This is a genomic window from Stenotrophomonas sp. (assembly GCF_050737075.1).
In the GTDB taxonomy this organism is placed as follows: Bacteria; Pseudomonadota; Gammaproteobacteria; order Xanthomonadales; family Xanthomonadaceae; genus Stenotrophomonas.
The window spans coordinates 38,157-63,980 of the sequence record NZ_JBOHXV010000005.1; the positions used below are offsets into that span (position 1 = coordinate 38,157).

At 64.7% G+C, this 25,824-nt stretch carries 26 protein-coding genes and 1 tRNA gene; 6 read left to right on the top strand and 21 right to left on the bottom strand.

From position 1 onward, the window contains the following. Positions 1–84 precede the first annotated feature (84 nt). The 19 genes from ACREPD_RS02015 to dtd all read right to left on the bottom strand — a co-directional run bounded on the left by ACREPD_RS02015 (position 85) and on the right by dtd (position 16,901). Complete coding sequence (locus ACREPD_RS02015) at positions 85–1,134, bottom strand: hypothetical protein (RefSeq protein ID WP_431597736.1); 1,050 nt, start codon at positions 1,132–1,134, stop codon at positions 85–87. Then, on the bottom strand, positions 1,131–1,562 hold the full coding sequence (locus tag ACREPD_RS02020; RefSeq protein WP_431597737.1) for a hypothetical protein: 432 nt from the start codon (positions 1,560–1,562) through the stop codon (positions 1,131–1,133). Before ACREPD_RS02020 ends, ACREPD_RS02015 begins: the two co-directional genes overlap by 4 nt. 91 nt (positions 1,563–1,653) lie before the next feature. Next, the gene (locus ACREPD_RS02025) at positions 1,654–1,968 is read right to left on the bottom strand and encodes a hypothetical protein (RefSeq protein WP_431597738.1); all 315 of its coding nucleotides are present in this window, start codon (positions 1,966–1,968) and stop codon (positions 1,654–1,656) included. Then, entirely contained in the window at positions 1,955–2,245 is a 291-nt protein-coding gene (locus tag ACREPD_RS02030) for a DUF5681 domain-containing protein (protein WP_431597739.1), read from the bottom strand. Before ACREPD_RS02030 ends, ACREPD_RS02025 begins: the two co-directional genes overlap by 14 nt. 5 nt (positions 2,246–2,250) lie before the next feature. Beyond that, entirely contained in the window at positions 2,251–2,481 is a 231-nt protein-coding gene (locus tag ACREPD_RS02035; protein WP_431597740.1) for a hypothetical protein, read from the bottom strand. 64 nt (positions 2,482–2,545) lie between these two features. After that, positions 2,546–3,223 (bottom strand): hypothetical protein, encoded by a 678-nt coding sequence (locus tag ACREPD_RS02040; RefSeq protein ID WP_431597741.1) that lies wholly within the window; start codon positions 3,221–3,223, stop codon positions 2,546–2,548. 234 nt (positions 3,224–3,457) lie between these two features. Then, entirely contained in the window at positions 3,458–5,878 is a 2,421-nt protein-coding gene (locus ACREPD_RS02045; protein WP_431597742.1) for a hypothetical protein, read from the bottom strand. Beyond that, positions 5,878–7,554, bottom strand: a complete 1,677-nt coding sequence (locus tag ACREPD_RS02050) for a lytic transglycosylase domain-containing protein (protein ID WP_431597743.1) — start codon at positions 7,552–7,554, stop codon at positions 5,878–5,880. The genes ACREPD_RS02045 and ACREPD_RS02050 overlap by 1 nt, the downstream gene beginning before the upstream one ends. A gap of 312 nt (positions 7,555–7,866) precedes the next feature. Continuing rightward, positions 7,867–8,643 carry a hypothetical protein gene (locus ACREPD_RS02055; RefSeq protein ID WP_431597744.1) on the bottom strand — a complete coding sequence of 259 codons (777 nt, stop codon included), beginning with the start codon at positions 8,641–8,643 and terminating at the stop codon, positions 7,867–7,869. A gap of 876 nt (positions 8,644–9,519) precedes the next feature. Beyond that, positions 9,520–10,002 carry an HNH endonuclease signature motif containing protein gene (locus tag ACREPD_RS02060; RefSeq protein WP_431597745.1) on the bottom strand — a complete coding sequence of 161 codons (483 nt, stop codon included), beginning with the start codon at positions 10,000–10,002 and terminating at the stop codon, positions 9,520–9,522. Next, positions 9,992–10,231, bottom strand: a complete 240-nt coding sequence (locus tag ACREPD_RS02065) for a helix-turn-helix transcriptional regulator (RefSeq protein ID WP_431597746.1) — start codon at positions 10,229–10,231, stop codon at positions 9,992–9,994. The genes ACREPD_RS02060 and ACREPD_RS02065 overlap by 11 nt, the downstream gene beginning before the upstream one ends. Continuing rightward, positions 10,228–10,482 carry a hypothetical protein gene (locus ACREPD_RS02070; RefSeq protein WP_431597747.1) on the bottom strand — a complete coding sequence of 85 codons (255 nt, stop codon included), beginning with the start codon at positions 10,480–10,482 and terminating at the stop codon, positions 10,228–10,230. The genes ACREPD_RS02065 and ACREPD_RS02070 overlap by 4 nt, the downstream gene beginning before the upstream one ends. Next, positions 10,479–10,679, bottom strand: coding sequence for a helix-turn-helix transcriptional regulator (locus ACREPD_RS02075; protein WP_431597748.1), 201 nt, complete (start codon positions 10,677–10,679; stop codon positions 10,479–10,481). The genes ACREPD_RS02070 and ACREPD_RS02075 overlap by 4 nt, the downstream gene beginning before the upstream one ends. Before the next feature lie 167 nt (positions 10,680–10,846). Next, a complete protein-coding gene (locus tag ACREPD_RS02080; protein WP_431597749.1) occupies positions 10,847–11,761 on the bottom strand; it encodes a DUF6387 family protein in 915 nt (304 codons plus the stop codon). Between the two features lie 11 nt (positions 11,762–11,772). Next, positions 11,773–12,405, bottom strand: coding sequence for a hypothetical protein (locus ACREPD_RS02085; RefSeq protein ID WP_431597750.1), 633 nt, complete (start codon positions 12,403–12,405; stop codon positions 11,773–11,775). A gap of 366 nt (positions 12,406–12,771) precedes the next feature. Then, a complete protein-coding gene (locus ACREPD_RS02090; protein WP_431597751.1) occupies positions 12,772–13,989 on the bottom strand; it encodes a tyrosine-type recombinase/integrase in 1,218 nt (405 codons plus the stop codon). Positions 13,990–14,166: 177 nt separating this feature from the next. Further along, a tRNA-Ile gene (locus ACREPD_RS02095) sits at positions 14,167–14,242 on the bottom strand. Positions 14,243–14,519: 277 nt separating this feature from the next. Further along, on the bottom strand, positions 14,520–16,370 hold the full coding sequence (rpoD, locus tag ACREPD_RS02100; protein ID WP_431597752.1) for an RNA polymerase sigma factor RpoD: 1,851 nt from the start codon (positions 16,368–16,370) through the stop codon (positions 14,520–14,522). Positions 16,371–16,460: 90 nt separating this feature from the next. Continuing rightward, a complete protein-coding gene (dtd, locus tag ACREPD_RS02105) occupies positions 16,461–16,901 on the bottom strand; it encodes a D-aminoacyl-tRNA deacylase (protein ID WP_431597753.1) in 441 nt (146 codons plus the stop codon). A 118-nt stretch (positions 16,902–17,019) separates the two neighbouring features. Between dtd and ACREPD_RS02110 the strand changes: the two genes are divergently transcribed. The 4 genes from ACREPD_RS02110 to ACREPD_RS02125 all read left to right on the top strand — a co-directional run bounded on the left by ACREPD_RS02110 (position 17,020) and on the right by ACREPD_RS02125 (position 21,313). Continuing rightward, a complete protein-coding gene (locus ACREPD_RS02110; RefSeq protein WP_431597754.1) occupies positions 17,020–17,937 on the top strand; it encodes a lauroyl acyltransferase in 918 nt (305 codons plus the stop codon). A gap of 109 nt (positions 17,938–18,046) precedes the next feature. Next, complete coding sequence (ribA, locus tag ACREPD_RS02115; protein ID WP_431597755.1) at positions 18,047–19,183, top strand: GTP cyclohydrolase II RibA; 1,137 nt, start codon at positions 18,047–18,049, stop codon at positions 19,181–19,183. A gap of 61 nt (positions 19,184–19,244) precedes the next feature. Further along, positions 19,245–19,796 carry a PH domain-containing protein gene (locus ACREPD_RS02120; RefSeq protein WP_431597756.1) on the top strand — a complete coding sequence of 184 codons (552 nt, stop codon included), beginning with the start codon at positions 19,245–19,247 and terminating at the stop codon, positions 19,794–19,796. After that, positions 19,793–21,313: a PH domain-containing protein gene (locus tag ACREPD_RS02125; protein ID WP_431597757.1), complete on the top strand. Its 1,521-nt coding sequence runs from the start codon at positions 19,793–19,795 to the stop codon at positions 21,311–21,313. Before ACREPD_RS02120 ends, ACREPD_RS02125 begins: the two co-directional genes overlap by 4 nt. A gap of 126 nt (positions 21,314–21,439) precedes the next feature. Here the strand turns inward: ACREPD_RS02125 and ACREPD_RS02130 are convergent, their stop codons facing one another. Further along, on the bottom strand, positions 21,440–22,498 hold the full coding sequence (locus ACREPD_RS02130) for a CDP-glycerol glycerophosphotransferase family protein (protein ID WP_431597778.1): 1,059 nt from the start codon (positions 22,496–22,498) through the stop codon (positions 21,440–21,442). On the opposite strand from ACREPD_RS02130, the gene ACREPD_RS02135 reads away from it, so the two are divergent. Both ACREPD_RS02135 and ACREPD_RS02140 read left to right on the top strand, forming a co-directional pair. After that, complete coding sequence (locus tag ACREPD_RS02135) at positions 22,497–23,315, top strand: glycosyltransferase family 2 protein (RefSeq protein WP_431597758.1); 819 nt, start codon at positions 22,497–22,499, stop codon at positions 23,313–23,315. The genes ACREPD_RS02130 and ACREPD_RS02135 overlap by 2 nt on opposite strands. Positions 23,316–23,359: 44 nt before the next feature. Continuing rightward, on the top strand, positions 23,360–24,490 hold the full coding sequence (locus tag ACREPD_RS02140) for a glycosyltransferase (RefSeq protein WP_431597759.1): 1,131 nt from the start codon (positions 23,360–23,362) through the stop codon (positions 24,488–24,490). Positions 24,491–24,512: 22 nt separating this feature from the next. Here the strand turns inward: ACREPD_RS02140 and ACREPD_RS02145 are convergent, their stop codons facing one another. Next, on the bottom strand, positions 24,513–25,802 hold the full coding sequence (locus ACREPD_RS02145) for an O-antigen ligase family protein (RefSeq protein WP_431597760.1): 1,290 nt from the start codon (positions 25,800–25,802) through the stop codon (positions 24,513–24,515). Positions 25,803–25,824: the final 22 nt, after the last annotated feature.

Genomic DNA, 25,824 nt, shown 5'->3' on the forward strand with positions numbered 1-25,824 from the left:
CCAGCGTAACGATCACCGGCAAACCGCAAAATGGGTGAAAACCTTTCACCTCTACCTCCTCCTATCGGCGTACTGGGTGCGACGCTATACCAGGGATATCTTGCCCTCCACAGAGTAGCGGCGAAGCACGCGTAGCCTCCGGTAGTAGGCAAGCAGCATTCGCAACTGTGTAAGCGGATCGAGCCCCAATCCCTGAAACTCGTCCTTGTAGTGCGCCCAATTTACAATCTCGAAGTACTGATCAACGAACTTCGAAAGTGCCTTCCGTTGCATCGACGTCAAGCGCTGGGAGGCGGAACCGCCATCTGAATCGAACCCACTGAGCTGTTCCTTTCGGAAGTACACATAGATATCCGAGTACAGCTTTTCGGATTTCCCATAGCTTGCTGCGGGCACGATCTGCTGACAGGTCCGCGCGATGTCCGCTGCGAACTCCTTCAGCAGCTCCAACTCAATATGGCCTGGTGAGGCGTAGTGCAATTCGAGCACACGCGCCCGATGGATCGAGGGGGTGACACCCCGCAGGCCCGTAAACATGTTGACGGCGTTGATGCCGCCCTTCCAAGATGTGAGAAACCGGTTGAGCGCAGAGCGCACTGCCGCACGGTCTAAATTACCGAGGCCGTAATGGAAAGAGTAAAGCTGCTGGTAAACACGAGGCACGGCGGCGATGTCATCGATGTAGAGCTCTCCATCCAAGCCGATTCTGTACTTTCCTACGTCGGCAGACGCCAGCTGCAAAGCCGCGTCGGTCGCAATATTGTCGTAAAGAAATGAGTCTTGATCTGGCAGATACTCCTGCAGGAGTTTGGACGGCACTATGGTTCGTGCGTTCTTCCTTTGAGCCTGCTTAGTTGCCTCGAAGACTAGTAGTAGTTCCGCCCTATCGATGATGGACCTTAGAGAAAGGGTCTTCTCCAAATATTGGGCAAGGTCAGCTCGCCCAACGGGTGTCACCACCCACCTGTTATGCCGGGAATCCGCGTCTACCCAGAAGAAGATGAAGTCGTCGTCGTCCTTTTTGAACAGACTCACCAGCGGGCCGTCATAGAAGACTAAGTCCGCATTCCAGATGAAGTTCAACTTCTCGTTCTTCGGGATGAGAGCGCCCGGGAGGACCGGCAATTTGCTCATGGTATTTGCCCATGGAGCTGGAAGACCGATTTCACATTGACTCCTTTCATTGAGAAAAATGTGAAATGACCGTTCTGACCGGATGGGGGAGTTGTGGACCCATGCGCCGGAACGAGGTTCGCAACTGCCAAATGGTCGCCTATATGCGATCGGGCCTTCTTAATCGTTTTTTCAAGAGCCTGGAATGCAGATATCCCGTGCGCCTCCGTGTCATACACCGAAAGCCCCCAGGACAAGCACACCTGCGCCGACGAGTTGAGCTGGTGCAACCTTTTCGGGTTTCGCTCGGCCAGTGGCAAGAAGCATTCGTCAGTCATCGGATTTCGCACCCAACGCCATGCAGTCGCATCTTTGCTCAGCGCGTTTGCAGGCGGGCAAGTCGCCCCGAGCGCCGAGCATTCATCCAGCGACTTTTGATACTCGTACATAGGAGCTCCATTCCTCACGTCGGCGTAGCTTCCATACCCTTGCACCACGCTGTCAAGCGCCCGGTGCCATCTGGCCATACCCCAAACTGGCTCATTGAATGGAGTGGACCGCCTGTACCGCGTGGGACATGTCTACATAGGCCACCCACCGATCGTTCGTGAAGACGCTCACCAAGCCGCAGCAGCAGGGACCGCCGTCGATCCTGGGGCATGTGGGGTCGTGGAGGTCGAAGTGGCGCCATGGCTGGCCTATGGCCTGTGTGGCGACGGCTAAACGCCCCTCGTAGTCCTCCGGCAGGCACTGCCGCTCGGCCGCGAAGATGACGTAGGTGACCCCGTCCCAGCCCTCCATGGAGCTATCTACTTCTACAGTAGAAATGGGTTCCTGGTCCTCAGCCACGGCCATCCTCCACTTCCGAGCCGTCTGGCTTCACGAAGGTCACCGTAATGCCTTGGATCGGGACACCGCCGGCTTCGAGGCCCACAGCCTGCACCGGCTTCCCGAAGCCGCGATCCAGCAGCGACTCACAGGCCGCGCGGGCCAAAGGCAGGTTCTCGCCCCGCATGATCTCCACCAGCTTCTCTACCGCCTCCCGGCCGTGTTCCCGAGCCAGTTTCCGGACCTCGAAATCCACCTTGGGCCGCCCGTTCGGGTTGCCCGACTGCCCTGGTGCAAATGGCATAGCTCTCACCTATTGTTTTCAATTGTTACTAATGCGAGGCCCTGCTTACGAAAGGTCCGATCAGCCGCCTCGAAACCGACCTCTTCGACGTGCCGAGCGAGGAACCGCCCAGCCATCTCGGTGAGGTCCAGCCCGCCGAAGTGAACCCGCCTGCCGGCATTGGCCCGCAGCAGCACTGCGGCGATCCCCTTCACTGCGTCCGGGGAGAGTTCCTCCCCTGTGCTCTGCGATGCCATGTCCGCTCCCGCTTGAATCTTGGATTTAATTCATCCGCTCAACTGGCCGTCAGCCGAGGAGCAGCTACTTGCTCGCCCAACGCCTCTGGACGTCGAGCATCGAATCGTTTGCCAGCCGTCCACCGACGATGCCGCCCATACGGCTACCGCCCATGGAGGAGCCGCCACCACCGCCTCCGCCACCACCTCCAGCGAACTGCTGGGCGTTGTTGCCGAAGCCCAGGTTCGAGCCAGGCGCCGCGGGCTGCGCTGTGATCTGCTGACCCCACTGACTGGAAGGCGACCAGCTGCCCGGAACGCTGGCCATGCCGCTGCCGAACTGCGTGTTGCCGAAGTTGTTGACGGAGCCCTGACTCTGCAGGTATCCAGCCCAGGTGTTGCCGGGCGCCTGCGGACCGAGGCCCAAGTTGCTCGTGGGGGGCGCAGCCATCGGGGTCGGGGCAGTGAAGGCGGTCATTGCTGATTGCGGGGCGCCCCAGTCCACGGGAATCGGGATCGCTTCCGGCTGGACGAACTGAGGGTCTTTCCCGTACCGATCGACAAGCTTGCTGATGCCCCTACCCGCTACCGCGCCGATCAACGGCCCCCCAAAGGCACCGATCACCGTCTGCGCCGCGCGGCCAATAAGCCCCGGGACCACGTTCCGGTATTGCCCGGTCCGTGGGTCATAGTTGTTCGAGCCCAACAGGATGCGCTCCCCTGCCCTGCCGGTCGCCTGGCCGAACCAATTGCGTTGTGCCACGTGCATCTCCCTGGGCTACAGGTTGAGCCCATTCAGTGTTTGTCTTTGATTTCATCGGACGGGCCAGGTGTATGCTGGACCCGCCCTCCCGTGGACCTACTGCGATGGACGCCTGGAAAAAGACCCAGTACCCCCTGCCCCAGTCTTGGGACAGCGGGGCTGCATCTGACGACCGCAAGGGCGCCGGCTACGGGCTAGCGTTCCTGTCGCTCGTCGTCGGCATCCCGGTGCTGCTCATTGCGCTTGCCACGCTTGCGTACGCGGGTTTTGCGGTTGCCTCGTAGCCTCTAGCTGATCGGCGAACTGCGCCACGTCGTCATTTCCCTCCGACTCGGCAATACGTCGAAGCGTCTGCGCTTGGGAAACCAGCTCGCCGACAGGCTTCTCACCGTTCTGCGCCACCCACCGTACGAAGCCCGGACTGGTCATCAGGCGGCCTAGACCGTTGAAGGCCGCCGCAAGCGAGGCCGAGCTACTGACGATGCCCGCAGCCAAAAGTGGTCTCCCCGCCACCAGGGCACTTGCTGCGCTGCTGCCCGTGCCTGCTGTTTGGGTGATTAGCGAGATGAGCCGGCCAGAACCAGAGGGGTTGCGGAATACCGCACTTCCCTGACGGATCTTGTCGGTCATACGAGCAATCTTGTCCATGTCCTGGCGGAAGCCGAACCCGTGGCGGTCAAACAACACCCGCTTTGCCTCTGGGCTCATGTTTGCCCAGTTCGTCAGGAAAGTTTCCATGCTGAAGACGTCGTTGTCGGCGTTTTGCTGGCTACCAGTCGCCCGGCCCATTCGGCGGATAAAGGACGCTGACACTTCCCGCTGCGCTTCTTTCGGAAGCGACTGCATGACAGCGTGGAGCGTGGTCGCGCCCTCCTTCGTGTTGCCGAAAGCAGCCTTGTAGACGGCCTCTGGTCCGCCACTCTTGTCCACCACATGGGCAACGGCATCAATGCGATTGCTCCGGGCCGCGTAGTAGGCATTCGCTCGCTTCCAAGCCTGTTGCGCCTCCGGGGTGGTCGCGGCCGCCTCCATATCGCGTGTCAGGGCGCCGTAGAGTGCCTTCCACTTGTCCCGAGGCACGCTGTCAGCCAAGGAGTAGTTGTCCAGCTCCTTGCCCACGACCGTGCGGAGCTTGGTCAGCGCTTGGTACGGGATCTGGTTGTCCGCCATGCCCGCGATTGCCGTCTTGACCTGCTCGTCGATCTGCTGAGGACTTGCGACCGGCTGCGAGGCACGCATGCCCAGCGCTTGGAGACGCATGTTCTCCGCTCTTGCCTGCTGCGCCTGGGCGTTGAGTTGCTTGCGAAGGGCGTCCGCCTGCTGACGAACCTCCGGCCGTTGCAGCGCCGCGGCCGCACCACCAATGTCCTTCTCCAGGGCCGACTCGATTCCTTGGATCCGGGCGTTCTGGAAAAGCTTGGCGACGTTGGGGGCGCCTTCAATGGAGGCATTGAGCTCGGTCAGGGCCTGCTTGGTGTTTTCAACCGGCACCCGCGCGCCTGCGGGAATCTGCTTCGACACCCGGTCGTACAGTTCCTCCGCCCGTTTCGCGGTCTTCGGTACGAACGCCACAGGGCTCTTACCCTCAATCCCTTCGAGGATGGTCCTGCCGGCCTGCTCAGGGCTCATCGGGCGCCCGCGAGGAGACAGTTGTTCTGCGCGGCGCTCGACGGCCTGACCCGTGGCAGTGGCTTGCTTTGCTCCCAACCGCGCAATCGGACCCGCACCGCCCGGGACATTTCCAAGCATGGTTTCCATCGCCTGGGGAAAGCGCGCGCCAGTGGCCTGCCCAACGCTGGGGGTGGCTCCCACAGATGCGAAGTCTGCAAGGGCCTGCTGGATTTCGGTCGGCGTGACCGGCGCGCCTTGGGCGTTCCGTCCCCTCAACGCACCGCGCGTGCCTTGCGCCACAGTTGCCGGAACGATGCCACCGCGCATTCCCGGAACAGTCGCAGCGAGCGTGCCAGGCGCGAATCCGCCGACAAGGCCAGCGAGCAACTGGGCACCAGTGCCGCCGCCGGCCTCTTTGACCCCTGAGCTTGCTGCGGTCCCGGTAGTGGTTGCCGCGGTCTGCAAGATTGGGTTGGAGGCAAAAAACTGACCCGCCTGCCGCACAAGACCCTGCCCCCCGCTAGCCAAGCCGCCTGCGCCCAAGGTCAGTGCAGTGCCGGTCAGGCCTTCGCCCACATCCCCCATTATCCGGTCGCCGGAAGTCTGCGCCTGCGGAAGACCGACGCGATCGGCAAACGCCCGCGCCTCCTCCCGATACGGTTGCGCTTCCTGCAGTCCGACCGCCCTCGCGAACGGATTAACGATGTAGTTGTTGAAGGCATCGCCGCCAACCGCCCCAAGTAGGCTTCCCGCGCCCTGGATCGCCGAGCGCACACCGAATGCAGCGTCGCGCCCAACGCCGTACGCCCAGCCATCGGGCGCTACTTCCTGCGCGGTAGAGTCAACAGTGGCCGTTACACCGCTGAAGTCAGGCCGCAGGGCCTGCACGGCGGGAAGGTCAGTGATCGGCCGCTCGCTGCCCGCCGAGTCTGCCTGAGCCGCGTAGTTGGCCCACGGTCCCTCGGCGGTGCCTTGGTCGAGCTGATCTCGAGGCAAACCAGCAGCCTCCGCTGCCTGCTGGTACTTCTCCCACGGACCTGCCATCAGATGCGCTCCCAATTGTTCTTGTCAGCGGGGTTGCCGCCCTTGAAGCGGTAGCCTCCTTCCACAGTGCCCGGTGCAGGGCTGTTTGACCCCTGCCCTGCAGGAGCCGGCAGGGCGCTGCCCGCGGCAGACCGCATGGCGCGCTCAGTGACCTGGCGAGCTCGCGCTTTCTGAGCGATGACTGCCGGCGAGTCGCCCGGGATGGGGAAGTAGGTGCGGCGCTCCTGCTCCATCTCATCCTTGCCAATTGCTGCGCCGGATTCCTTGCGGAGGTTGGCTCGAACCCAGTTGTTCTGCGCCTGGCGGTACTGCTGACCCTCATCCGAGGCCAACGGGTTCAAGACCTCGCCACCCGCCGTGTAGTAATCACGCCGATTGGTTGCGTCGTAGCCCGCCTTCTCCAGTCGCTGCATCTCACCGTTGGCTTCGATCATCCGGTTAAAGAAGCCCGACGCGTTGCGTTCGCCCTCGCTGGTCTTACCAGCGGGGATGTAGGTGGTGGTGCCGTCCCCGTTGTCGATGACCTGTCCCGCACCACCTGCTGGCATGTCGCGCGGCTTGTTAACAATCTGGATCTGTCCGGTGGGGCCCATCTGGGCCACAGTTCCAGTCGGGAGACCGAGGGATGCAATCTCGTCGCCCTTGAGCGTGCGGTAGCTCTCGCGTTCCTTGTCTGCCTTTGCAGGCTTCCACCCGATCTGGGGCGAGCCCTGCCCACCCTGAGCGCGTGCCAGGACCTTGGGAACGTAGTCCCGAGTCTCGGCCGGCGCGTTGGCCAGAACAGCCTCTGCGTTGCCACCGTGAGTTTTCATCGCTCGGTCCACGTTACCGGGACCCCAGTTGTATGCAGCCAAGGCCAGACGCGGATCACCGTACTGATTCATCATCGCGGACAAGTAATCCTTGCCCACACGCTCCATCTCTGCAGGCGAGCCATCGCGCGCGGGCGCCACGCCATAGCCCGGATCGCGGAGAGTGCCGGGCATCGTCTGCATGGTGCCCATGGCGCCCTTTGGCGACACCGCGGCGGGGTTGCCGCCCGACTCGACCTGCATCACAGCCTGTTCCAGCGTCGGGACCATGTCCTGGGCAAGGAGGCCGCTGGTGGGCATCTGCTGTTGAGTGCCAAACGGATCTTGAGAGAGGAAACCTTGCGAAATGACGTTGCCCTGCAGGTCCCGCAGCTCCTGCGTGCCCAAGTTGCGCAGAACACTCAGGTAGCCAGGCTCACCGGTACGCGGGTTCTTGTAGGCAATCTCCATCGGATCCCACTTCGCCTGCGGCTGGGCCTTGTTTCGGAAGTCCACAGCACCATTCGGATCCAGCTGGGCCCAGCGGCCCCATGCCTCGCTGTTAAGCGTACCGTCCGGGTTCATTGCCCCCTGCTGCGCCTGCTCGATCGCAGTGTTGCGCTCCATGCCCTGACGGGTGCGCGCAAGAATCTCCTTCTTGTACCGGGCGTTCTCCATGCCCTGAACGCTCTGATCGACTGCGAGCAAACCCGACTGGATGCCGTCGCTGAGAGAGGCGCCGAAGTTGCCGCCATTCTTGGCGCTGAGCATCCCAAGTCCGGCTGCCAGCAGGCCGCGGCGCGTGAGCGCGCTTTGGTCCTGCTCGCTCATTTCCTGCCAGCCAGGGGTAATGCGGCCAAAGAAGTTCCGGGGGCTGAAATTCATGAAGTGGTGTCCTATGCTCAAGTTGCGCATCGCTCGCCGAGTACTCGCCGAGGACTCACTGAGTACTCACGGAGCGGTGCGTGACATGCGCGGGAAAGGGAAGGCGGCGCCACCGAAGTGGTCGCCGCCGGGGCCCGCCCTTGGGTAGTTGGAGCCCCTATTACTTTCACCGCTTGGCGGGTGTAAACCGCTCCCGGCCGAAATGCCGAATGCACCGTTCGTTGCGCATTACCGGACCCAGCCCCGGAAATTCCGGAACGAGCCGGGCACCCCTCTGATCCCCCTTCGAGCGTCTGACAAAGAACCCAGGGGTTACATCTGGGTTCCGTCTATGGGCTTGCCTGCGCCATGGCTCAACAAGCCCTCTCCAGCAGACCAGTTCTCCGATGCAGATCCGCCCAGCTCTTCCAGCAATGCGTAGCTCCCCCGCTCCAGCCAGTCCCACAGGACCCGTTCAATTGCCCGGATCTTCTCGCGGTATGCCGATTCGCGTGTGCCGGCGCTGATCGCACCATCCTTGTAGCTGCGGCCACGCCCCAGCAATCGCGCTGCAGCCTCCCGGGCGAACGCAGGATCGTGGCCAAGCGCGACCAAGTACGGCTCAACCTTAGGCCACCGCCAGAGCTGCTGTGCCGCGTAGAGCATCAACCAATCCTCCAGGGGACCGCCCAGCTCGGCATCAGCGAGCGCCATCAAGACGGGCCGGACAGGGCGAACTGCCGGGATTACCACCACGCCGGGGAACTTTTTGTTGTTCCAGGCGTGGACCCGTCGGGTCCGTGACGCGTGCAATTCTAGATTTGACGCGTCGGCACGCATGTTGGTCGCGTGGTCGAACTCTTCCACGGTCCGCTTTTTGTCCGCATCGAAAGCGGACAGGGCCGCCGCTCGCGCAGAGCGTCCCCGTGGCAGGTACTTCCTGGCGTCGTGCACAACGGCGCCTCGGGTGTGAATTGCTAAGCCCGCTGGATCTGAGGCACCGTCCTCCGCCACAGGCACCTCCACCCAGCTCGCCTGCCACACCATCGCCATGCAGGCGCCACAGCCGTAGGCCGCGGCCACTGCCCTGCAGGCGCGATCCACGTTCATCGACCCATCCCGCCAGGGACCGCCCTGCTTCGGGGCTGGAGCCGGCGCAGTCGATTCGTTCGCAGTGCCATCGCATTGCGATCGCATGCCGGAGTCTGCCTTCAGGTCCAAGAGGTGACCTCCCGGAAGCAGTGCTCCAAGAAAACAGCCAGAGACAGTGCGCAAGCCGCTCCGCTTGGTAGATTTATATAAGGGACCCCAGAATTAGGGGTACAGAAATCGCGCAAAGCTGGACTTATGCCCCTTTTTTTGCGGCATATCTCTAGGCTCATTGATCATTTACCCCTTTTTTTGGGGTACACAGGCCCGTTTTTTGGGGTACGGATTTCGCCATCCACAAGTGACTTGGCACCAACGAAAGGGCGACCTCGAGACACTTCCCGGGGCACTCATGAATTTCATGCCAAGTGGCGGCGTAAAGCGCGCATCGGCGTCTATGCCCGGTCCTGGTTAGCAGAATGAAGCCCGCCTCCCTGAGCTCTTTAAGCGCTTTTGCAGCAGCGCCGCCGCTACACAGCCCAGATCCCTCGACCATGCTTTCCGTGGCGCTCAAGTCGCCGTTGTTACTTCCGTTGTACTGGTCCATCAGGAACAGCAGAACCTTCACCGCCGTGCCGCTCAATGCTCTGAATTGAGGGGACCGCAGCATGTTGTGGTTGAGCCGGATAAAGGTGTGGCCAGACCGACCCTTGGCCTTGACGAGCCTGTCGGTGGAACTTCGTCGCGCACGGTCACGTCCCATAGCCCTCACCTCGGCCACTGGGGCGCACCCGGTACTTGTCTGCTCGTTTCATATACCCCCCAAGGGCGTTCAACGGGCTCGCGGGTATCCAGGTCAGTACGCCTGAATACTCTTGCCAGTTCATCAAAACAGCTCTATCCGCCGCGTTTCCGGATACGACGAATGGTTGCGGCATCCACCCCCAGGCGTCGCGCCCAAGCTCCTGCAGGAACACCGCCGCCTGTCGCTCTTATCGCTTCGACCTCTTCGACGGTGAGCTTTCCGCTGATAGAGGAGGTGCCGTACTTAGCTAGGCACCGCTCGCGCTGTCGGCGACGGTTCTCCGCACCTGTAACGAGCGCAAGGTTGCAAATGGCGTTGTTGGCGGGATCCCCGTCAAGGTGATCGATCTGCATCCCGCTGGCGATCAGGTCGTGTGCGGCCTCCCAAACCAGCCGGTGCGCATACCAAGTCTTCAGACGACCACGGGGCAGCCGCTGGAGCACCCGGATGTATGGGTCATTACGCGACACCCGTTCGACGCTACTACCGGAAGGACCGAACACCTTCCCACCGACTACATCGATTAGCAGGCCGGACGGACTATGCCTTACGAGCTCTGACGTTCTACTCGACATTCGGACCGTCCTCCTTGATGCAACGGGCCTCGATCCACGCGCTTATTGCCAGCGAATCCCATACGGAAATATGAGCTCCTAGCTTGATCGGAGCGGGGAAGCGCCCATCTCTGATCCACTGATAGATAGATGCCCTGGACAGACCGCACGCCCCCCTTACCGCTGGCAGCCGCATAAGAATTCGCTCTTGCTTGGCCTCGTTCCCTGCTGGGATCCTTTCCGCGTTCATTGCGGGACCCCCTTTTGCAGCGCCCAGGCCCGTTGAGCCGTCTTGGGCACCCGGTACTCGGTCATGGTGTACGAGCCATAGCTATCACGACGACGAACGCTCACGGCAATGAGCAGGCCGCGCTCAATTAGGCCAACTGCATCCTTTCGGGTCGGCTTGGACTCGGTATGCGGAAAGTCCATCGTCCAGCCGCCTCTCTCCAAGAGGCGTACTTGGTCGGGAGTGAGGTTGGAAAAGTCGAAACCACTCATCGCGCGGCCTCCAACCTGGAGGCGAGAACGCGCTGAAGGTCGGCCTCCGGGACCAATGACCGGCTGCCGATCTTGACTGACCGGATCTCCCCCGACTTGATGAGTTCGTAGAGCGTAGTCCTACTGACGCTCAGCCGGCGGCAAGCGTCCGGGATGCGGTGAAGCAGGGGGTCGAGAGCGCTAGTTGAGTTGACCATTGTTCGTACCCGTTAGCTGAGTACGAACCGGTGTCCGCACCCGCCCGGGAATGTCCGGGCGGATACAAAAGTATGCATAGGGGCGGGGCGAATGAAGGGCCCCGTCAGGCCCTCGCAATTTCCGTAAGTCGGTGATACACCCGAAATTCCGGAAGAAGTAATACCAGTTATTTTTCCGGACTAAGTGAATTGGATTCACGCGCCGCCTGTGCGGCCAATGCCTCTATCGTCTCCGACGATGCCCAGGCACGCGCATTGGGAAAAAGCGTCTTCCTTAGGTCGTCGACCTCCACCCTTAGACCTTGGGGAAACGCGGCGTCGCAGAAGTCGGGGTACGTGAATCGTGCACCAGTTAGCCTCTTCCATTTATCAAGAACGAGTAAGGGCACATAACCGTTCCTCACCCATTTCTGGTAGTCAGTTGCGGTGAAGCGCCTCCTTGCTGCCCGGTGGTGCTCCAGTTTCCTCATCTCAGCCAGCCAGCTTCTAAAGTCCTCCACAATGATGTCGTCGGGCGCACTCATGTCTACGGAAATTGCTCGATTGGTCGTCAAGCCCGGACCGGAGTCGCCCCTTAAAGAGGACTCTCTGAGTGCCACAAAAAATGGGGTGGCCGAGAGCTCAAGAGAGGCACCCAATCGCTCGTAGGCGCGCCTCATCCCAACGAAGGAGTACTCCTCCTGTTGCTCGTTACGGACCAATAGCCGCATATCCCTCATGAATTTTTTGCCGCCCTCTAGATGCTCTAATGTTGCCCCCATCCTTGCGACCACCCCAATGCTGAGTGATCGCGTAGTGCCGAATTCGTAGGCCGCCGGGTTGACTGAGTACTTCCGTTTCCAGCGATTTAGCCTCCCCCTTGACGGATTCGCCTGAAACCGCAGGAAGGGCTTCTCAAGTTCACTTAGGTCCGGAGTGGATCCAGATGCATGACCGACGAGATCCTCTACATCGCTGTCAAGTAGCATCAGCAGGGCCTCAAGGACTTCCAGCCAGCCCGCCGCGTCCATGCCGGCCAATCGGTCGTATGCAGCCAAGTTGAACCAGCTAGGGACACGACTGTGGGCTTTATTGCGAGCCATCTGAAGATCTCCTATTCCTGCTTCCGTGAATTCAGTCGGGCTACCGCCGCATCTACCAGGCCGCGGGCTGTCTTTCGCGCTTGGCCCACGGTGAGCTGCTGTCCGGTCGATCTTGCCCTATCTAGGTGCTTCTGCGCGCTGTACTCAATCAGCCATGCCCGGGCCTCCCTGTTCTCCCGCCTACGTGAGCGGGCTGCAGCCTTCTCGGCGATCGCCCTGGCCTTCCGGGCTGCGGCCATTTCCCGCTCCTGTTGTTTGGCGGCGCGCTTCAGCAACGCCGCCGGGAACCCGAGTGGCAGCATTTCATCGGTCCTGTCGGTAGCCGATGCGTACCAATGGACGCCGCGGAGGACATGGTAGGCCGCCTGGTCGAAGATCCAGGGGTTGGGGCCCGGCTCCAGATCCCTCATGGCCGTCCAGCCCAACTCTTGCGCCCGCAGCACCAGCCCCACTGCATCGACTTCCTCCGTGGCCACCGCGCCGCTCTCATCGTAATAGCAGAGGCGGAATCGCTCATCCTGATGCAGGGCAAGCCACTCAACCCCGCCCAGTTCCAGCGCTACCAAGGCGCGCACCGGCACTCCACGTGCGATCAGGCGGTCTACCGGGTCCTGTTCTTCCAGGTGGTGGTCAGAGCGGGCCATGGCAGGCACCTCCTTCGATCCCAGCGGCCGGCACTACGGGGTCACCCAAGAGTGCCAGTAGCACGCCCGTAGCAAACAGGAGGCAGCAGGCCCAATACAGGTTGGATTCCCCGCCAATTGCCAGCCAGCGCTGCAGGCAGCGGGACGGAGGGGACGTCGGGCGCCCAGAGGTCCCCGGGATGCCAGGGGTGCCGGGAACTGCGTCGGCAATGCGCGCCCGTTCACGCGCAAGTTCTATAATGCTGCGATCCATGATCGACTCCTAATAGTCGGTTTTGGTAGGCCGAGCTAGGGGTTCCAGCCCCTTTCTCGGCCGCTTTGTTTCTACGTCACTACTCTTCTGCTCTCCACTTCGTTAGCGCGCCATCAGGCCCGGTTCTTGCGCATCGGGACAACCTTTTTTCCGCTGGTTTCGCGGAGGTCTTCCAAGTAGTCTGCCCACGCCTGCATCATCTTCCGACGCTCGGGCAGATGGGTTGCTCGGTTATAGGCACGGCCAAGCGGATCCCGCACGGCGTGTGCCAACTGGTGCTCGATATAGTCGGGGCGGAAGCCCAGCACCTCGTCCAGGACGGTGCGCGCCATGGCCCGGAAGCCATGCCCGACGATCATCGTCCCGTCGAATCCCAGGTTCCGCAGCGCGGCGTTGATCGTGTTTTCGCTCATCGGGCGGGCTGCGCTCCGGACCCCGGGAAACACGTATTCGCTGCGGTGGGTAAGCGGCTGCAGCTCTGTCAGCACGTGTACGGCCTGGTCAGACAGCGGCACGATGTGAGGAGTCTTGGTCTTGCTGGTGACGTACCGCCACTCGCCGGCAGCCAGGTCTATATCGGCCCATTTGGCGCTGCGCAGCTCGCCTGGGCGAACGAACAACAGCGGGGCCAACCTCAGCGCCGCCTGGGTCACCATGGAGCCTTGGTAGGAATGCAGGGCGAGGAGTAGTGGACCGATCTGCTGCGGGTCTGTGACGCTGGCGAAATGCTTGGTCTTGGGCTGCTCAAGGGCGCCGGCCAGATCCTCTGCTGGGTTCCTTTCAGCCCGTCCGGTGGCGATGGCATAACGGAAGACGCGACCCGCGTGGGAGCGAGCCCGGTGGGCAGTTTCTACCACCCCTCGTTGCTCCAGCTTGCGCAGTGCAGCGAGCAGGACGGGGGCAGTGACCTCGGAGATTGGCGTACCCGCAATGGCAGCCAGATCCTTCTCGATCAGGCGGCGCTCGCGCTTTACCGAACCGGGGGAAAGCCCCTCTTTCGCGCGCTTGGCCAGAAGCTCCAAGCCGATAGCACCGAAGGTGCTATTGACCCTGTCGGCATGGGCGGCGCGCTCGGCGCGTGCCACGTGGGCCGGATTGGCGCCGCCACGGAGCAACGCGCGCAGCTTGTCCCGCTCGGCACGGGCCTGCTGGAGCGACATCGAAGGGTATTCGTCGATGGTGACGATGCTCGCCTTGCCCGCGTACCGATAGCGGTAGCGCCAGGCCTTGGACCCCGTTGGGCGGACCTCGATGCACAAGCCATTCGCGTCAGCGACGCGATACGGCGTCGCCTGCGGCTTCAGTGCACGCAGCTTGGTGTCGGTGAGCATGTGAGTCATCCGCCAGTGAGTCAGGGTCAGGAATTCCCTACCCTTGACTCACATCCTGACTCACTTTTTCGCTGGATGCAAGTGGACCCCACTAGACGCCGATGGACGGTAGATCCAGTCGAATTCAGCGTTTACTTGGGGATTTTGGATTTCGCTGGACGTCGGCGGACGTCTATGTGGTGGGCCCACCAGGATTCGAACCTGGAACCAAAGGATTATGAGTCCTCTGCTCTAACCGTTGAGCTATAGGCCCTGCGCGGGTGCACAGTGTAGTGGAGGCCTGCCGGGGCTTGCTACTGGGTCTGGCGTCACCGGCCTCGTCGGCCGCCAGGTCGGTGCGGCGTGGATGCAGGCGATCTTCACCTGGGGTCATGCGTTACCGTGCCGATGGGCAGAGTCGGCAGTCGCTAGGGAACCGCCCCTACCGCGCCGCGCGGTGCGCCGTCTCCCGGCTGCGCATCCGCCGCCGGACCAGGCATGAAAAAACCCCGCCGAAGCGGGGTTTTTTCATTTACGCGACCACCTGGAAATCAATCGATATCCAGGAAGCTGCGCAGCTGCTCGGAGCGGCTTGGGTGACGCAGCTTGCGCAGCGCCTTGGCTTCGATCTGGCGGATGCGCTCGCGGGTGACGTCGAACTGCTTGCCGACTTCCTCAAGGGTGTGGTCGGTATTCATGTCGATGCCGAAGCGCATGCGCAGCACCTTGGCTTCCCTCGGGGTGAGGCCGGCCAGCACGTCGCGCACGGTTTCAGACAGATTGATGTTGGTGGTGTTCTCGATCGGGGACTCCACGTTGGTGTCCTCGATGAAGTCGCCCAGATGGGAATCCTCGTCGTCGCCGATCGGGGTTTCCATCGAGATCGGCTCCTTGGCGATCTTCATCACCTTGCGGATCTTGTCTTCCGGCATGTCCATTTCCTTGGCCAGCTCCTCCGGCGTGGCCTCGCGGCCGTACTGCTGGAGCATCTGGCGGGAAATGCGGTTCAACTTGTTGATCGTTTCGATCATGTGCACCGGAATACGGATGGTGCGCGCCTGGTCGGCGATCGAACGGGTGATGGCCTGGCGGATCCACCAGGTCGCATACGTGGAGAACTTGTAGCCGCGGCGGTACTCGAACTTGTCCACGGCCTTCATCAGGCCGATGTTGCCTTCCTGGATCAGGTCGAGGAACTGCAGGCCGCGGTTGGTGTACTTCTTGGCGATGGAGATCACCAGACGCAGGTTGGCCTCGACCATTTCCTTCTTGGCCTTGCGCGCCTTGGCTTCGCCGTAGGCCATGGCCCGGCTGATTTCCTTCAGCTCTTCCAGCTCCAGCGAGGTGTTCTTCTCGATGTCGATGGTGGACTGCTGTTCGGCAATGATCTGGTCCTTGACGTCACGCAGGGCCGAGGACCACTTCTGCTTGCGCTTCAGTGCGTCTTCCACCCACTCCAGGTTGGTCTGGTTGCCTTCCCACGAGCGGATGAAGTCCTTGCGCGGCATGCGGGCAGTGACGGTGGCCAGGTTCAGCACGCGGCGCTCGTGGCCCTTGATGTCGGCCATGACGTCGCGCAGCTGCTTGACCAGCACGTCGGTCAGCGGCAACGGCAGCTTCAGGGTGACGAACACGGCGGCCATGTCGTCGCGCAGCTTGGTCAGCGGCTTGCGGTCGGCCTTGGTGGACGCCTTCTTGAAGGCAGCGTAGGCATCGGCAAGCGCCTGCATGCGGCGGGCGACTTCTTCCGGATCCGGACCGGTCGGGCCGGCCTCTTCCTCGACGTCGTCGCCGTCTTCTTCGTCGTCGTCGCCGTCTTCGTCAGCGTCGTCACTGGTGTCTTCTGCCACGGCCGGGGCCGGGACTTCTTCCACCAGGTCGTTGAAGCCAACGATCACTTCGGCCAGGCGCTTCTTGCCTTCCTTGTGGGCTTCGTAATCGGACAGCAGCGATTCGACCGACACCGGGAAGGTGCCGAGTGCGGCCTGGACCTGGCCCAGACCTTCTTCGATACGCTTGGCGATGGCGATTTCGCCTTCGCGGGTCAGCAGCTCGACGGTACCCATTTCGCGCATGTACATGCGCACCGGGTCGGTGGTGCGGCCACCTTCGGTGTCGAGTGCGCTCAGTGCGGCGGCAGCTTCTTCGGCCGCGGTGTCATCGACTTCGCGGTTACCGGTGTTGCCGTCGTTGAGCAGCAGGGTTTCGGCATCGGGCGCCACTTCATGGACATCGATGCCCATGCCGTTGATCATGCCGATGATGTCTTCGATCTGCTCCGGGTCGACAATGTCGTCGGGCAGGTGGTCATTGACTTCGGCGTAGGTCAGGTAGCCCTGTTCCAGGCCCTTGCTGATCAGAAGCTTGATGTCGTTTTGCTGGGCAGGACGTTCGTTGGCCATGTAGTGCTCGCGCCACCGGCAGGGATTAGGAATAGAACCTAGCATTATACCAGCCCCAGGCCCCTCCGGCCCGGGCGGTGGTCCCGGGGGTCAGGGTCTGAGCAGGAAGGTCACTGGACCATCGTTGACCAGGCTGACAACCATATGGGCGCCAAACCGCCCCGTTTCCACCCCCACGGCATGCTTTTGCCTGCAGATCTCCACCAATCGGTTGAATCCACGTTCAGCCTCGGCGGGCGGCGCAGCGGTACTGAACCCCGGGCGCATCCCGCTGCCGGTGTCCGCAGCCAGGGTGAACTGGCTCACCAGCAGCAGACCGCCCCCCGACTCCCCCAATGACCGGTTCATTTTTCCGGTCTCATCGGCAAACACACGGTAACCAAGCAGCCGATCGGCCATCCGTGCGATCTGCGCCTCGGTGTCGCCCGGCTCCATGCCGACCAGGGCCAGCAGGCCGGGACCGATCTGGCCCACCACGGCGTCGTCCACGCTGACGCTGGCCTGGGTGACGCGCTGGATGAGGACGAGCATGGCAGGGCTTCCATCAAGGGGTGGCGGACTACCTTAGTGGGTGCGCGCGCCCCTGGGAAAGCTGCCCGACCGGGCGCGGCAAACCGCCCGGGACGCGCACCGGCTAGACTTCGACCCGATGAAACCGCATACCACCGCCCGCCTGGCCTACCGCGCCGCTGCCCTGTTCACCCGCCTGCCCTGGTCCTGGCTGCGCGGTTTCGCCCATGCCCTGGCGTGGTTGTGGATCCGCATGAACGCCCGTGAAAGCCGGGTCACCCGGCGCAATCTGGAACTGGCCTATCCCGACCTGTCCCCGGCCGAACGCGACACGCTGCACCGGGGCGTGCTGCGCTCGACCGCGCTGCAGGCGGTGGAAACCCTGCGCCTGTGGACCCAGCCGCGCGAGCGCAACCTGGCCCTGCTGACCGAGTGCCATGGCGCCGCGCTGTACGACGCGGCGCTGGCCAGCGGCAAGGGCGTGATCGTGGCCGCCCCGCACTATGGCAACTGGGAGCTGCTCAACCAGTGGCTGGCCTCGCGCGGGCCCATCGCCATCGTCTACAAGGCGCCCGACCAGGCCGTGGGCGACGAATTCCTGCAGCTGGTGCGGGGTGGCAGCAATGTCCAGCAGGTCCGGGCCGAGGGCCCGGCGGTGCGCCAGCTGTTCAAGGTACTCAAGGACGGCGGCGCCACCGGGATCCTGCCCGACCAGCAGCCCAAGGCAGGCGACGGCGTGTTCGCGCCGTTCTTCGGGGTGGAGGCGCTGACCATGACGCTGGTCAACCGGCTGGCCGAGCGTACCGGTGCTACGGTGCTGTACGGCTGGTGCGAACGCGTTGGCCCGGGCATGCAGTTCGCCCTGCACATCACCCCGGCCGCTCCGGGCGTGGCCGATCCGGACCCACGCACCGCCGCGGCCACGCTCAACGCCGGCATCGAGGCCATCGCCCGCCGCGACCCGGCGCAGTACCAATGGACCTACAAGCGTTACACGCTGCGCCCACCGCACAGCGGCGAAGTGGACCCGTACGCCACCGAAGAACATCCTCATTGAAGCTCGGCCTCATTGAAGCTCGGCCTCACTGAGGCACGGCCGGCTGCGACGCACTGTCGCGCCGGCTGCGATTGAATCGGCGCCATCCGACCCCACTGTGGAACCCACGATGTCCCCCACGGCCCCTGTCATGTCCCCAGTTGCTTCCTCTCCGTTCGGCGATCCGGCCGCGATCCGCTGCGAGCGCGCGGTGGCCGAACTGCGCGCCGGCCGCCCGGTGGTGATCGATGACGGCCAAGGGCAGCGCCTGGCGTTCATCGCCCTGGACAGCAGTACCCGCAGCAGCTACGGCGCGTTCGCCGAGGTCGCGGCCGGCCAGCACTACCTGTTCCTGACCGCCACCCGGGCGCGGGTGCTGGGCGTGGCGGCCGAGCATGGCGCGCGCGTGCCGCTGGCCGGGATCGACTTCGACGCCCTGCCCTCGCTGAGCTACCTGCGCGAGGCCGAACCGATGCCGGAAGGCTGGACCGCTGGCCAGGCACTGGACGACGGTGCGGTGGAAATCGCCCGCCTCGGGCTGCTGCTGCCGGCCATGGTTGGGGTGCTGCTGGCGCCCGGCGATGCCCGCTTCGACAGCTGCGCGCAGGTGTCGCTGTGCGACCTGGCGCAGGGCGCCGAGCAGGCCGCGCATGCCTACGAACTGGTGGCGCGCTCGCCGGTGCCGCTGCGCGAGGTGGGCATGACCGAATTTGCAGTGTTCCGCGGCGGCGTGGCCCAGCGCGACCAGGTGGCGATCATCGTCGGCACGCCGGACCTGTCGGGCGTGGTGCCGGTACGCGTGCATTCGTCATGCCTGACCGGCGACCTGTTCGGCTCGCTCAAGTGCGACTGCGGCGACCAGCTGCGGCGCGGCCTGCGCAAGCTGAAGGAACTGGGCGGCGGCGTGCTGCTGTACCTGGACCAGGAAGGACGCGGCACCGGCATCGCCGCGAAGATGCGCGCCTATGGTTACCAGCACGACGGGCTGGACACCATCGACGCGGACGCGCAGCTGGGCTTCGGCGCCGACGAGCGCCGCTACGGCAGCGCCGTGGCCATGCTGCAGGGCCTGGGCGTGCAGCGCGTGCAGTTGTTGAGCAACAACCCCACCAAGGCGCAGCGCCTGCGCCATGCCGGTATCGAGGTGGTGGACTGCGTGCCGGTCACCGGCGACATCACCGCCGAAAACGAACACTACCTGCGCACCAAGGCCGAACGTGCCGGCCACCTGCTGGACGTGGATGCCCTGATCCAGGCCGCGCAATAGCACGCGGCAACCTGCTACCGTCTGCGCGACGGGCGCTGCAGCGCTGACCACCGCGCCCGGCATGTTTCCTCCTGCCGAGCGCCCCGCCTTGTCCGACCCCGCCTTCGTTCCCCCGCTGCCCACTCCTCCGCCGCTGCCGTCGCAGACCGAATGGCAGCCACTGCCGCGACGTGCGGCCACCCTGGCGGGCGTCGCCGGCGGCATTACCGGGGCGATCCTGATCGGCGGCGCATTGGGCGCCTTGTGGATCGTGTTCGATCTGCCGATGCGCTGGATCGGGGCGGCCGCGATGCCGCTGCCCGGCGCCTTGATCGGCGCCCTCTTCGGCTACCGCCGACAGCGCCGCACCTGGTGGCGACTGGATGCGCAGGGCCTGGGCGTGCGCCGCGACCTGATGTGGCAGCTGGAAACACAGGTGCCGCTGTCGCGGGTACAGCACCTGGACCTGCGCCGCGGCCCGATCGAGCGCACCGCACGGCTGGCCACGCTGGTGGTGCACACCGCCGGCAGCCGTTTCAGCGCGGTATCGCTGAGCGGGCTGGACCAGGCCGACGCCGAACGCCTGCGCGACACGCTGGGCCACCAGCTGGACCGGGACGACGACGCGCTGTGAGTACCCCGCCGCCGCTTGACGCCGCCCCCGACCAGCGGCTGCATCCGTGGTCGTGGCTGTTCGTGATGCTGATGCAGCTGCGCCAGTTCCTGCTGCCGCTGGTGGCACTGCTGGTGTTCGGCAACCGCGGCGACCGCGACGAGATGTGGTCCTACCTCACCACGTTGATCGTGATCGCAGTGCTGGTGGCGGTCTCGATCCTGCAGTACCTGACCTTTCATTACCGCATCGGCCGCGATGCGATCAGCGTGCGCAGCGGGCTGGTGTCGCGCAACCGGCGCGAGATTCCGTTCGCGCGCATCCACAACGTGGTGGTGCACCAGAATCCGCTGCACCGCCTGTTCGGCGTGGCCGAACTGCGCCTGGAATCGGCCGGTGGCAATCGCCCTGAGGCCGAGATGCGCGTGCTGCGGCTGGACCAGGCGCTGGCCCTGGAGCAGCTGGTACGCCAGCGCGGGCAACAGGCGGCGCCGGTCGAGGATGCCGGTGTCGAAACGCCGGCGGCACCGGCCGACGACGTACTGCTGCAGCTGAGTACCGCCGACGTGATCCGCATCGGCCTGCTGTCCAACCGGGGCTGGGTGGTGGTGCTCGCCATGTTCGGTGCGTCGTACCAGCTGTTCCCCCGTGGCGCGGTCAGCGACGCCATCGAATACGGCGGGCGCCAGGCCTTCGGCTATGCCAGCCACCTGCACCCGGCGACCTGGGTCTGGGTGCTGGTCGCGCTGGTGATGGTGGCGGGGTTCTGGGTGATGCTGCGGGTGCTCTCGGCGGTGCTGGCGCTGCTGCGTTACCACGGCTTCCGGCTGACCGAGCACGAGCGTCGCCTGACCGTGGCCAGCGGGCTGCTGACACGCATGCGCACCAGCGTGGCACGGCGCCGCATCCAGGCCTGGACCCTGCGCGAAACCGCGTTGCAGCGCTGGTTCCAGCGCCGCCACCTGCGCATCGACATCGCCGCCGGTGTTTCAACCGATGGCGAACGCCGCGACCTGCGCGAGCTGGCGCCGCTGGCCACCCCCGCCGCCTGCGATGCGCTGGTGCAGCACCTGCTACCGCAGCTGCAGTGGCCGCCCGCGCAGTGGCACGCGGTGCCGCAGCGCGGCTGGTGGCGGCTGTGCCTGCCGGCGCTGCTGATCGTGCCGTTGCTGGCGGCCGGGGCGGTGTGGGAGGTCGGCCCGTGGGGCGCAGCGGTGCTGGCGTGGTTGCCGTGGTCGGCGCTGCGCGCACACCGCACGATGGCGCGCATGGGATATCACCTGGACGCGCGCTATGTGGCGGTGCGCGGCGGCTGGTGGCAGCGCTGGTGGCGCTTTGCCGAACTGGACAAGCTGCAGTCGCTGCGGCTGAGCCGCTCCCCGCTGGACCGCTGGTTGGGCACCAGCAGCGTATGGCTGGATACGGCCGGCGCCGGTGGCAGCATCGCGCTGTGCCTGCGGTATCTGCCGGAGGCCGAGGCGCGCGAGGTGTTCGAACAGTTGAACGCGGCATTCGTAAAGCGCCGCCCGTACCGGTGACCGCGAGCAGCCACGCATGGCGTGGCTCTACCGTCGAACGGATCGTCCATCGGCCCGGGAAAATTCCGCGCCCCCGTAATCCGTAGTGCCACGCCATGCGTGGCAACCGCAGCCCACCGACACCGTTCAGCGCTTCGACGGCCCCCAATAACCCAGGTCCTTCCGGATCTGCAACCCACGCGTCCACGCCCCGAACGGCTTGCGCTTCAGCGCCCCCATTTCGCCCGACAAAAAATCCTCGGTCGCGGCAATGACGCGCTCGCTCGAGCGCCCATCCCGCCACGGATGAATGTCATCGGCATAACGACGGATCTCGGCCATCAACGCCGGCTCGGGATCCAGCGCGCGCGCCAGCACCGCCGGCAACTGCGCCGGATCGTCGAAATCGATCATGTGCGGCTGCGGCACCCGGTTGCGGAAGGTCACCACCGGTTTGTGCTGCACCACGAACTCGGACACGATCGAGGAGGTGTCGGACACCAGTACGTCGGCCGCACGCTGCGCGGCCATCACCTGCTCCGGCTCGATGAAGGTGGCGTTCGCACCGGCCAGCGCGCGGTAACGCTCGAACAGCTCCGGCGCGCACTTGGGGTGCAGGGTCAGCAGCCAGTAGCGCTCGCCGCGCGCGATGTCCGCGGCGATCTGCGCGTACAGGTGCGGCGCCGCGCTCAACCGCTCGGTGAAGGTGGAGCCGAACAGGATCACCGGCCGCCCCTGCGCCGGCGCGCGCAGCGCCGCGCTTGCGCCGCCGTCGTCCAGGAACAACGGGTCCAGCTTGGGCCAGCCGGTCTCGGCCACGGCGAAGTGGCCCTCACGCTCGGCAAGCGCACGGAACGGCGCGGTGGTCGCCGGGCCCTGCGTGCAGTACAGGTCGAACAGGCCGCGCACGCGGAAATGGCCGCGCGCGCTGTCGCGCTTCTGCACGTTGAAGCCATGGAAGACCTGTACCTTGGCCCCGGCAATGAACGGCGGCACCCAGTTGGCGGCGCTGAACACCGCGCGTGGACGCAGCGCCAACGCCTCCTTCAGGCCGACATTGGGCACGCCCGGCAGGCTGGCGCCGGCGGCGCCATCGGCGAACCAGGCCGAGACCGATTGACCGGAGGCGTGCAACGCCTGGGCCAGAGGGGCGAGAATAGGCAACGCATAGCGCTCCGTCGCAAACAACAGGTACTCGGCCATCATGTCCTCCACGACCGCTCCCGTTGAACGGCCTCGCATCTCGGCCTGCATTATCGCGTTCAATGAAGCCGACCGCATCGGCGACTGCCTGGCCTCGCTGGCCTTCTGCGACGAGGTGATCGTCGTGGACTCCTATTCGACCGACGCCACGGTGGCGATCGCGACCGCTGCGGGCGCACGGGTGCTGCAGCGGCCGTTCGACGGCTTCCGCAGCCAGAAGGCGTTCTGCGTGGCGCAGGCCAGCCACGACTGGGTGCTGTGCCTGGACGCCGACGAGCGCGTCGGCCCGGCGCTGCAGGCGGCGATCCTGGCCGCCCAGGCCACCGGCTTCGCCGGCCATCACGGCTACCGTTTCGCCCGCCTCTCCGAGTATTTCGGCAAGTTCCTGCGCCATGGCAACGCGTACCCGGACCGGGTGCTGCGCCTGTTCGACCGCCGCCACGGCGGCTGGCGGGGCACCCGCGAGATCCACGAAGCGGCCAGCGTGGACGGCCAGGTCGGCACCCTGCACGGCGACCTGGTGCATTACCCGTACCGGTCGCTGGAGCAGCAGCTGGCCAAGACCCAGCGTTATGCGCGGATGATGGCCGAGCACGAATTTGCGCGCGGCAAGCGTGCGACGCTGGCCAAGCTGGTGCTGGCACCGGCCTGGCGCTTCTGGCGCGGGCTGCTGCTGCGCGGCGGGTTCCGCGATGGCTGGCACGGGCTGGTGTACGCCTACGTGCGCGCCAACTACGTGCGGCAGAAGACCATCATGCTGTGGATGCTGCAGCAGGGCCAGCCGGTCAGCGACCCACCGCGCACTGGCGACGCCGCCTGAACATGGCTGTGGCAGACTTCATCGGCGTTTTACCGAAGACCCCCATGAAGATTCTCTACACCAACTTCCACGCCGGCGATGGCGGCGGCCATACCACCTACCTTGCATCGCTGGCGCGCGCCCTGTCGCCGCGCCACCAGGTGTTCATGGCCGCCCCTGCCGACAGCCGCGTGCTGCGCGTGGTCCGCCAGGAAGACATCGCCGAGCCGGTCGAGATCGCGTTCAGCAGCGGCCTGGCCACGCTGGGCCGCCAATGGGCCGACCTGCGCACGCTGCGCGGCCTGATCCAGCAGCATGGCATCGACATCGTGCACGCCAACGGTGCGCGCGACCACCGCGTCGCCATGGAAGCGGTGGCCGGCCTGCCCCGGCGGCCCAAGCTGGTGTTCACCAAGCACAACAGCAAATCCAGCAACACCTTCGGCAATGCGGTGCGTGCGCGGTGGGGCACCGACCGGGTGATCGCCGTGTCCGAACACACCCGGCAGATGCTGCTGGACAGCCCCTACCGACGCTGCCCGATCGATGTCGTGCGCAATGGCGTGGACCTGCAGCACTTCACACCGGTGGCGGCCGCCGACGGCGCTGCGCTGCGCGCGCGCTGGACGCTGGATCCCGATGCGCTGGTGCTGGTGAGCAACGCTGGTACCGACGACCACAAGGGCTGGATCGACCTGGCGCGCGCCATCGCCACGTTGCCCGAACCGCTGCGCGGCAAGGTGCACATGGCCGTGGCCGGGCGCGAACCGGAGCCGAAACTGGTGGCGGAAGTGGAACAGCTCGGCGTGGCCGCACAGGTACATTTTGCCGGGCTGCTGGAGGACATCCGCCCGTTCGTGGCCAGCGGCGATGCCGGCTTCGTGCTGTCCTACGATGTGGAAACCATCTCGTTTGCGTGCCGCGAAATGATGGCGATGGGCAAACCGGTGATGGTCAGCGACTATGCGGGCTTGCCCGAGAACATCACCCATGAGCGCAACGGCTGGATCGTGCCGGTGCGGAATGTGGGGGCGATTGCCGCGCAGGTCACGGCGCTGTATGAGCAGCGTGCGGCGTTGCCACAGGTTGGGCTGGCCGCGCGTGCGCATGCCGTTGAGGCGTTTGGGTTGGAGACCTTCAGCCGGTTGACTGAGGCTTCTTATGAAGCGGTGTTGCGTGGAGGAGCAGCGGACTAACAGTCCGCTCTACCAGTCCGCTCTACCGCGCGTCGGTGCGCAGGCGCAGCGGGTCGGACAGGGCCAGGAAGAAGGCGATCCAGGTGGCGTAGAACGAGGCGGTGCGCATGTCGCGGAACATCATCTCGGTCAGGCCGAACACCATGAAGCCCACGCAGATCATCAGTCCCGCACCCGCGAACAGGCGCGTGCTGCGGTCGGTCATGTCCAGCCGCAGGCGCCGGGCGAACAGCCAGCCCGGCGCGATGTAGAGCAGCACCAGCCCCAAACCGCCCAGCACGCCATAGGTCGCCAGGAAGTACAGCAGGTCGTTGTGGGTCTCGCCAAAATCGCGCGCCACGGTCGGCGTCACCTGCTTGGCGTCGGCCAGCTGGGCCAGCTCCTCGCGGAAGCGGTCGCCACCGCCCACACCGAACACCGGCTCACTGCGGATCATGTGCCCGGCCGCGCTCCACAACTGCAGCCGGATGCACACCGAGGTGTCGGACAGGTGGGTCACCTGGCATTGGTCGAATTCGCTCACGCCCAGATGGATGCGCTCACGCATCGAGCCGTCACTGGCCACGATGGCCGCGGCCGCGCCCAGCAGCAGCAGCGCCGCCAGCGCCTTGAACCGGTTCAGGCGGCGGCCCTGCACCAGCAGGGCGACAAACAGGAAGAACGGGATGGCCAGCAGGCCGCCACGGGTCTGGGTGGCCAGGAATGCAGCGACGCCGGCGATGCCGGTCACCAGCTTGAGCGCGAATTCGGTGCGATGGAACCGCGTGATGCGCACGCCCAGCAGCAGGAAGGCCATCGCCGAGAACAGCAGCGTCAGGTCGCCATAGGTGACCGCGTTGAACTGGCGGGTGGCCGGCCGTGTGCCGGTGCTCAGCACCAGCCAGGCCACGTTGATCACGGCATACCAGATGCCCACCAACAAGCCGAACGCCGCATGCACCAGCACCCGGCGCGGAATGCGCAGCGCGGCGGCCAGGATCAGCAGCACGGTGAGCAGGCGCACGGCCTTCTCCACTTCCGAGCCCTTCCAGATGCCATGCACCGCCAGGCTGGTGAGCACGCCGATGAGCATCACCGCCACGCCAAGCCCCATCCACAGGTACTCGCGACGGTTGTCGCACCACGCCGTGCCCGTGGCCGGGCGACGCACCCAGGCCAGCACAATGAAGCTCAGCAGCACCAGCCCGTAGTAACCCGCGCTGCCACCGTCCAGGGTCGACATCAGCAACACCGGCGACAGGCCCAGGACCACGGTGAACGCCCACGCCAGTACAGGGTTGGCGCCGGCATTACGGGGAAGCGCGTTGTTCACGTTCAATGCGACTCGGGCGGAC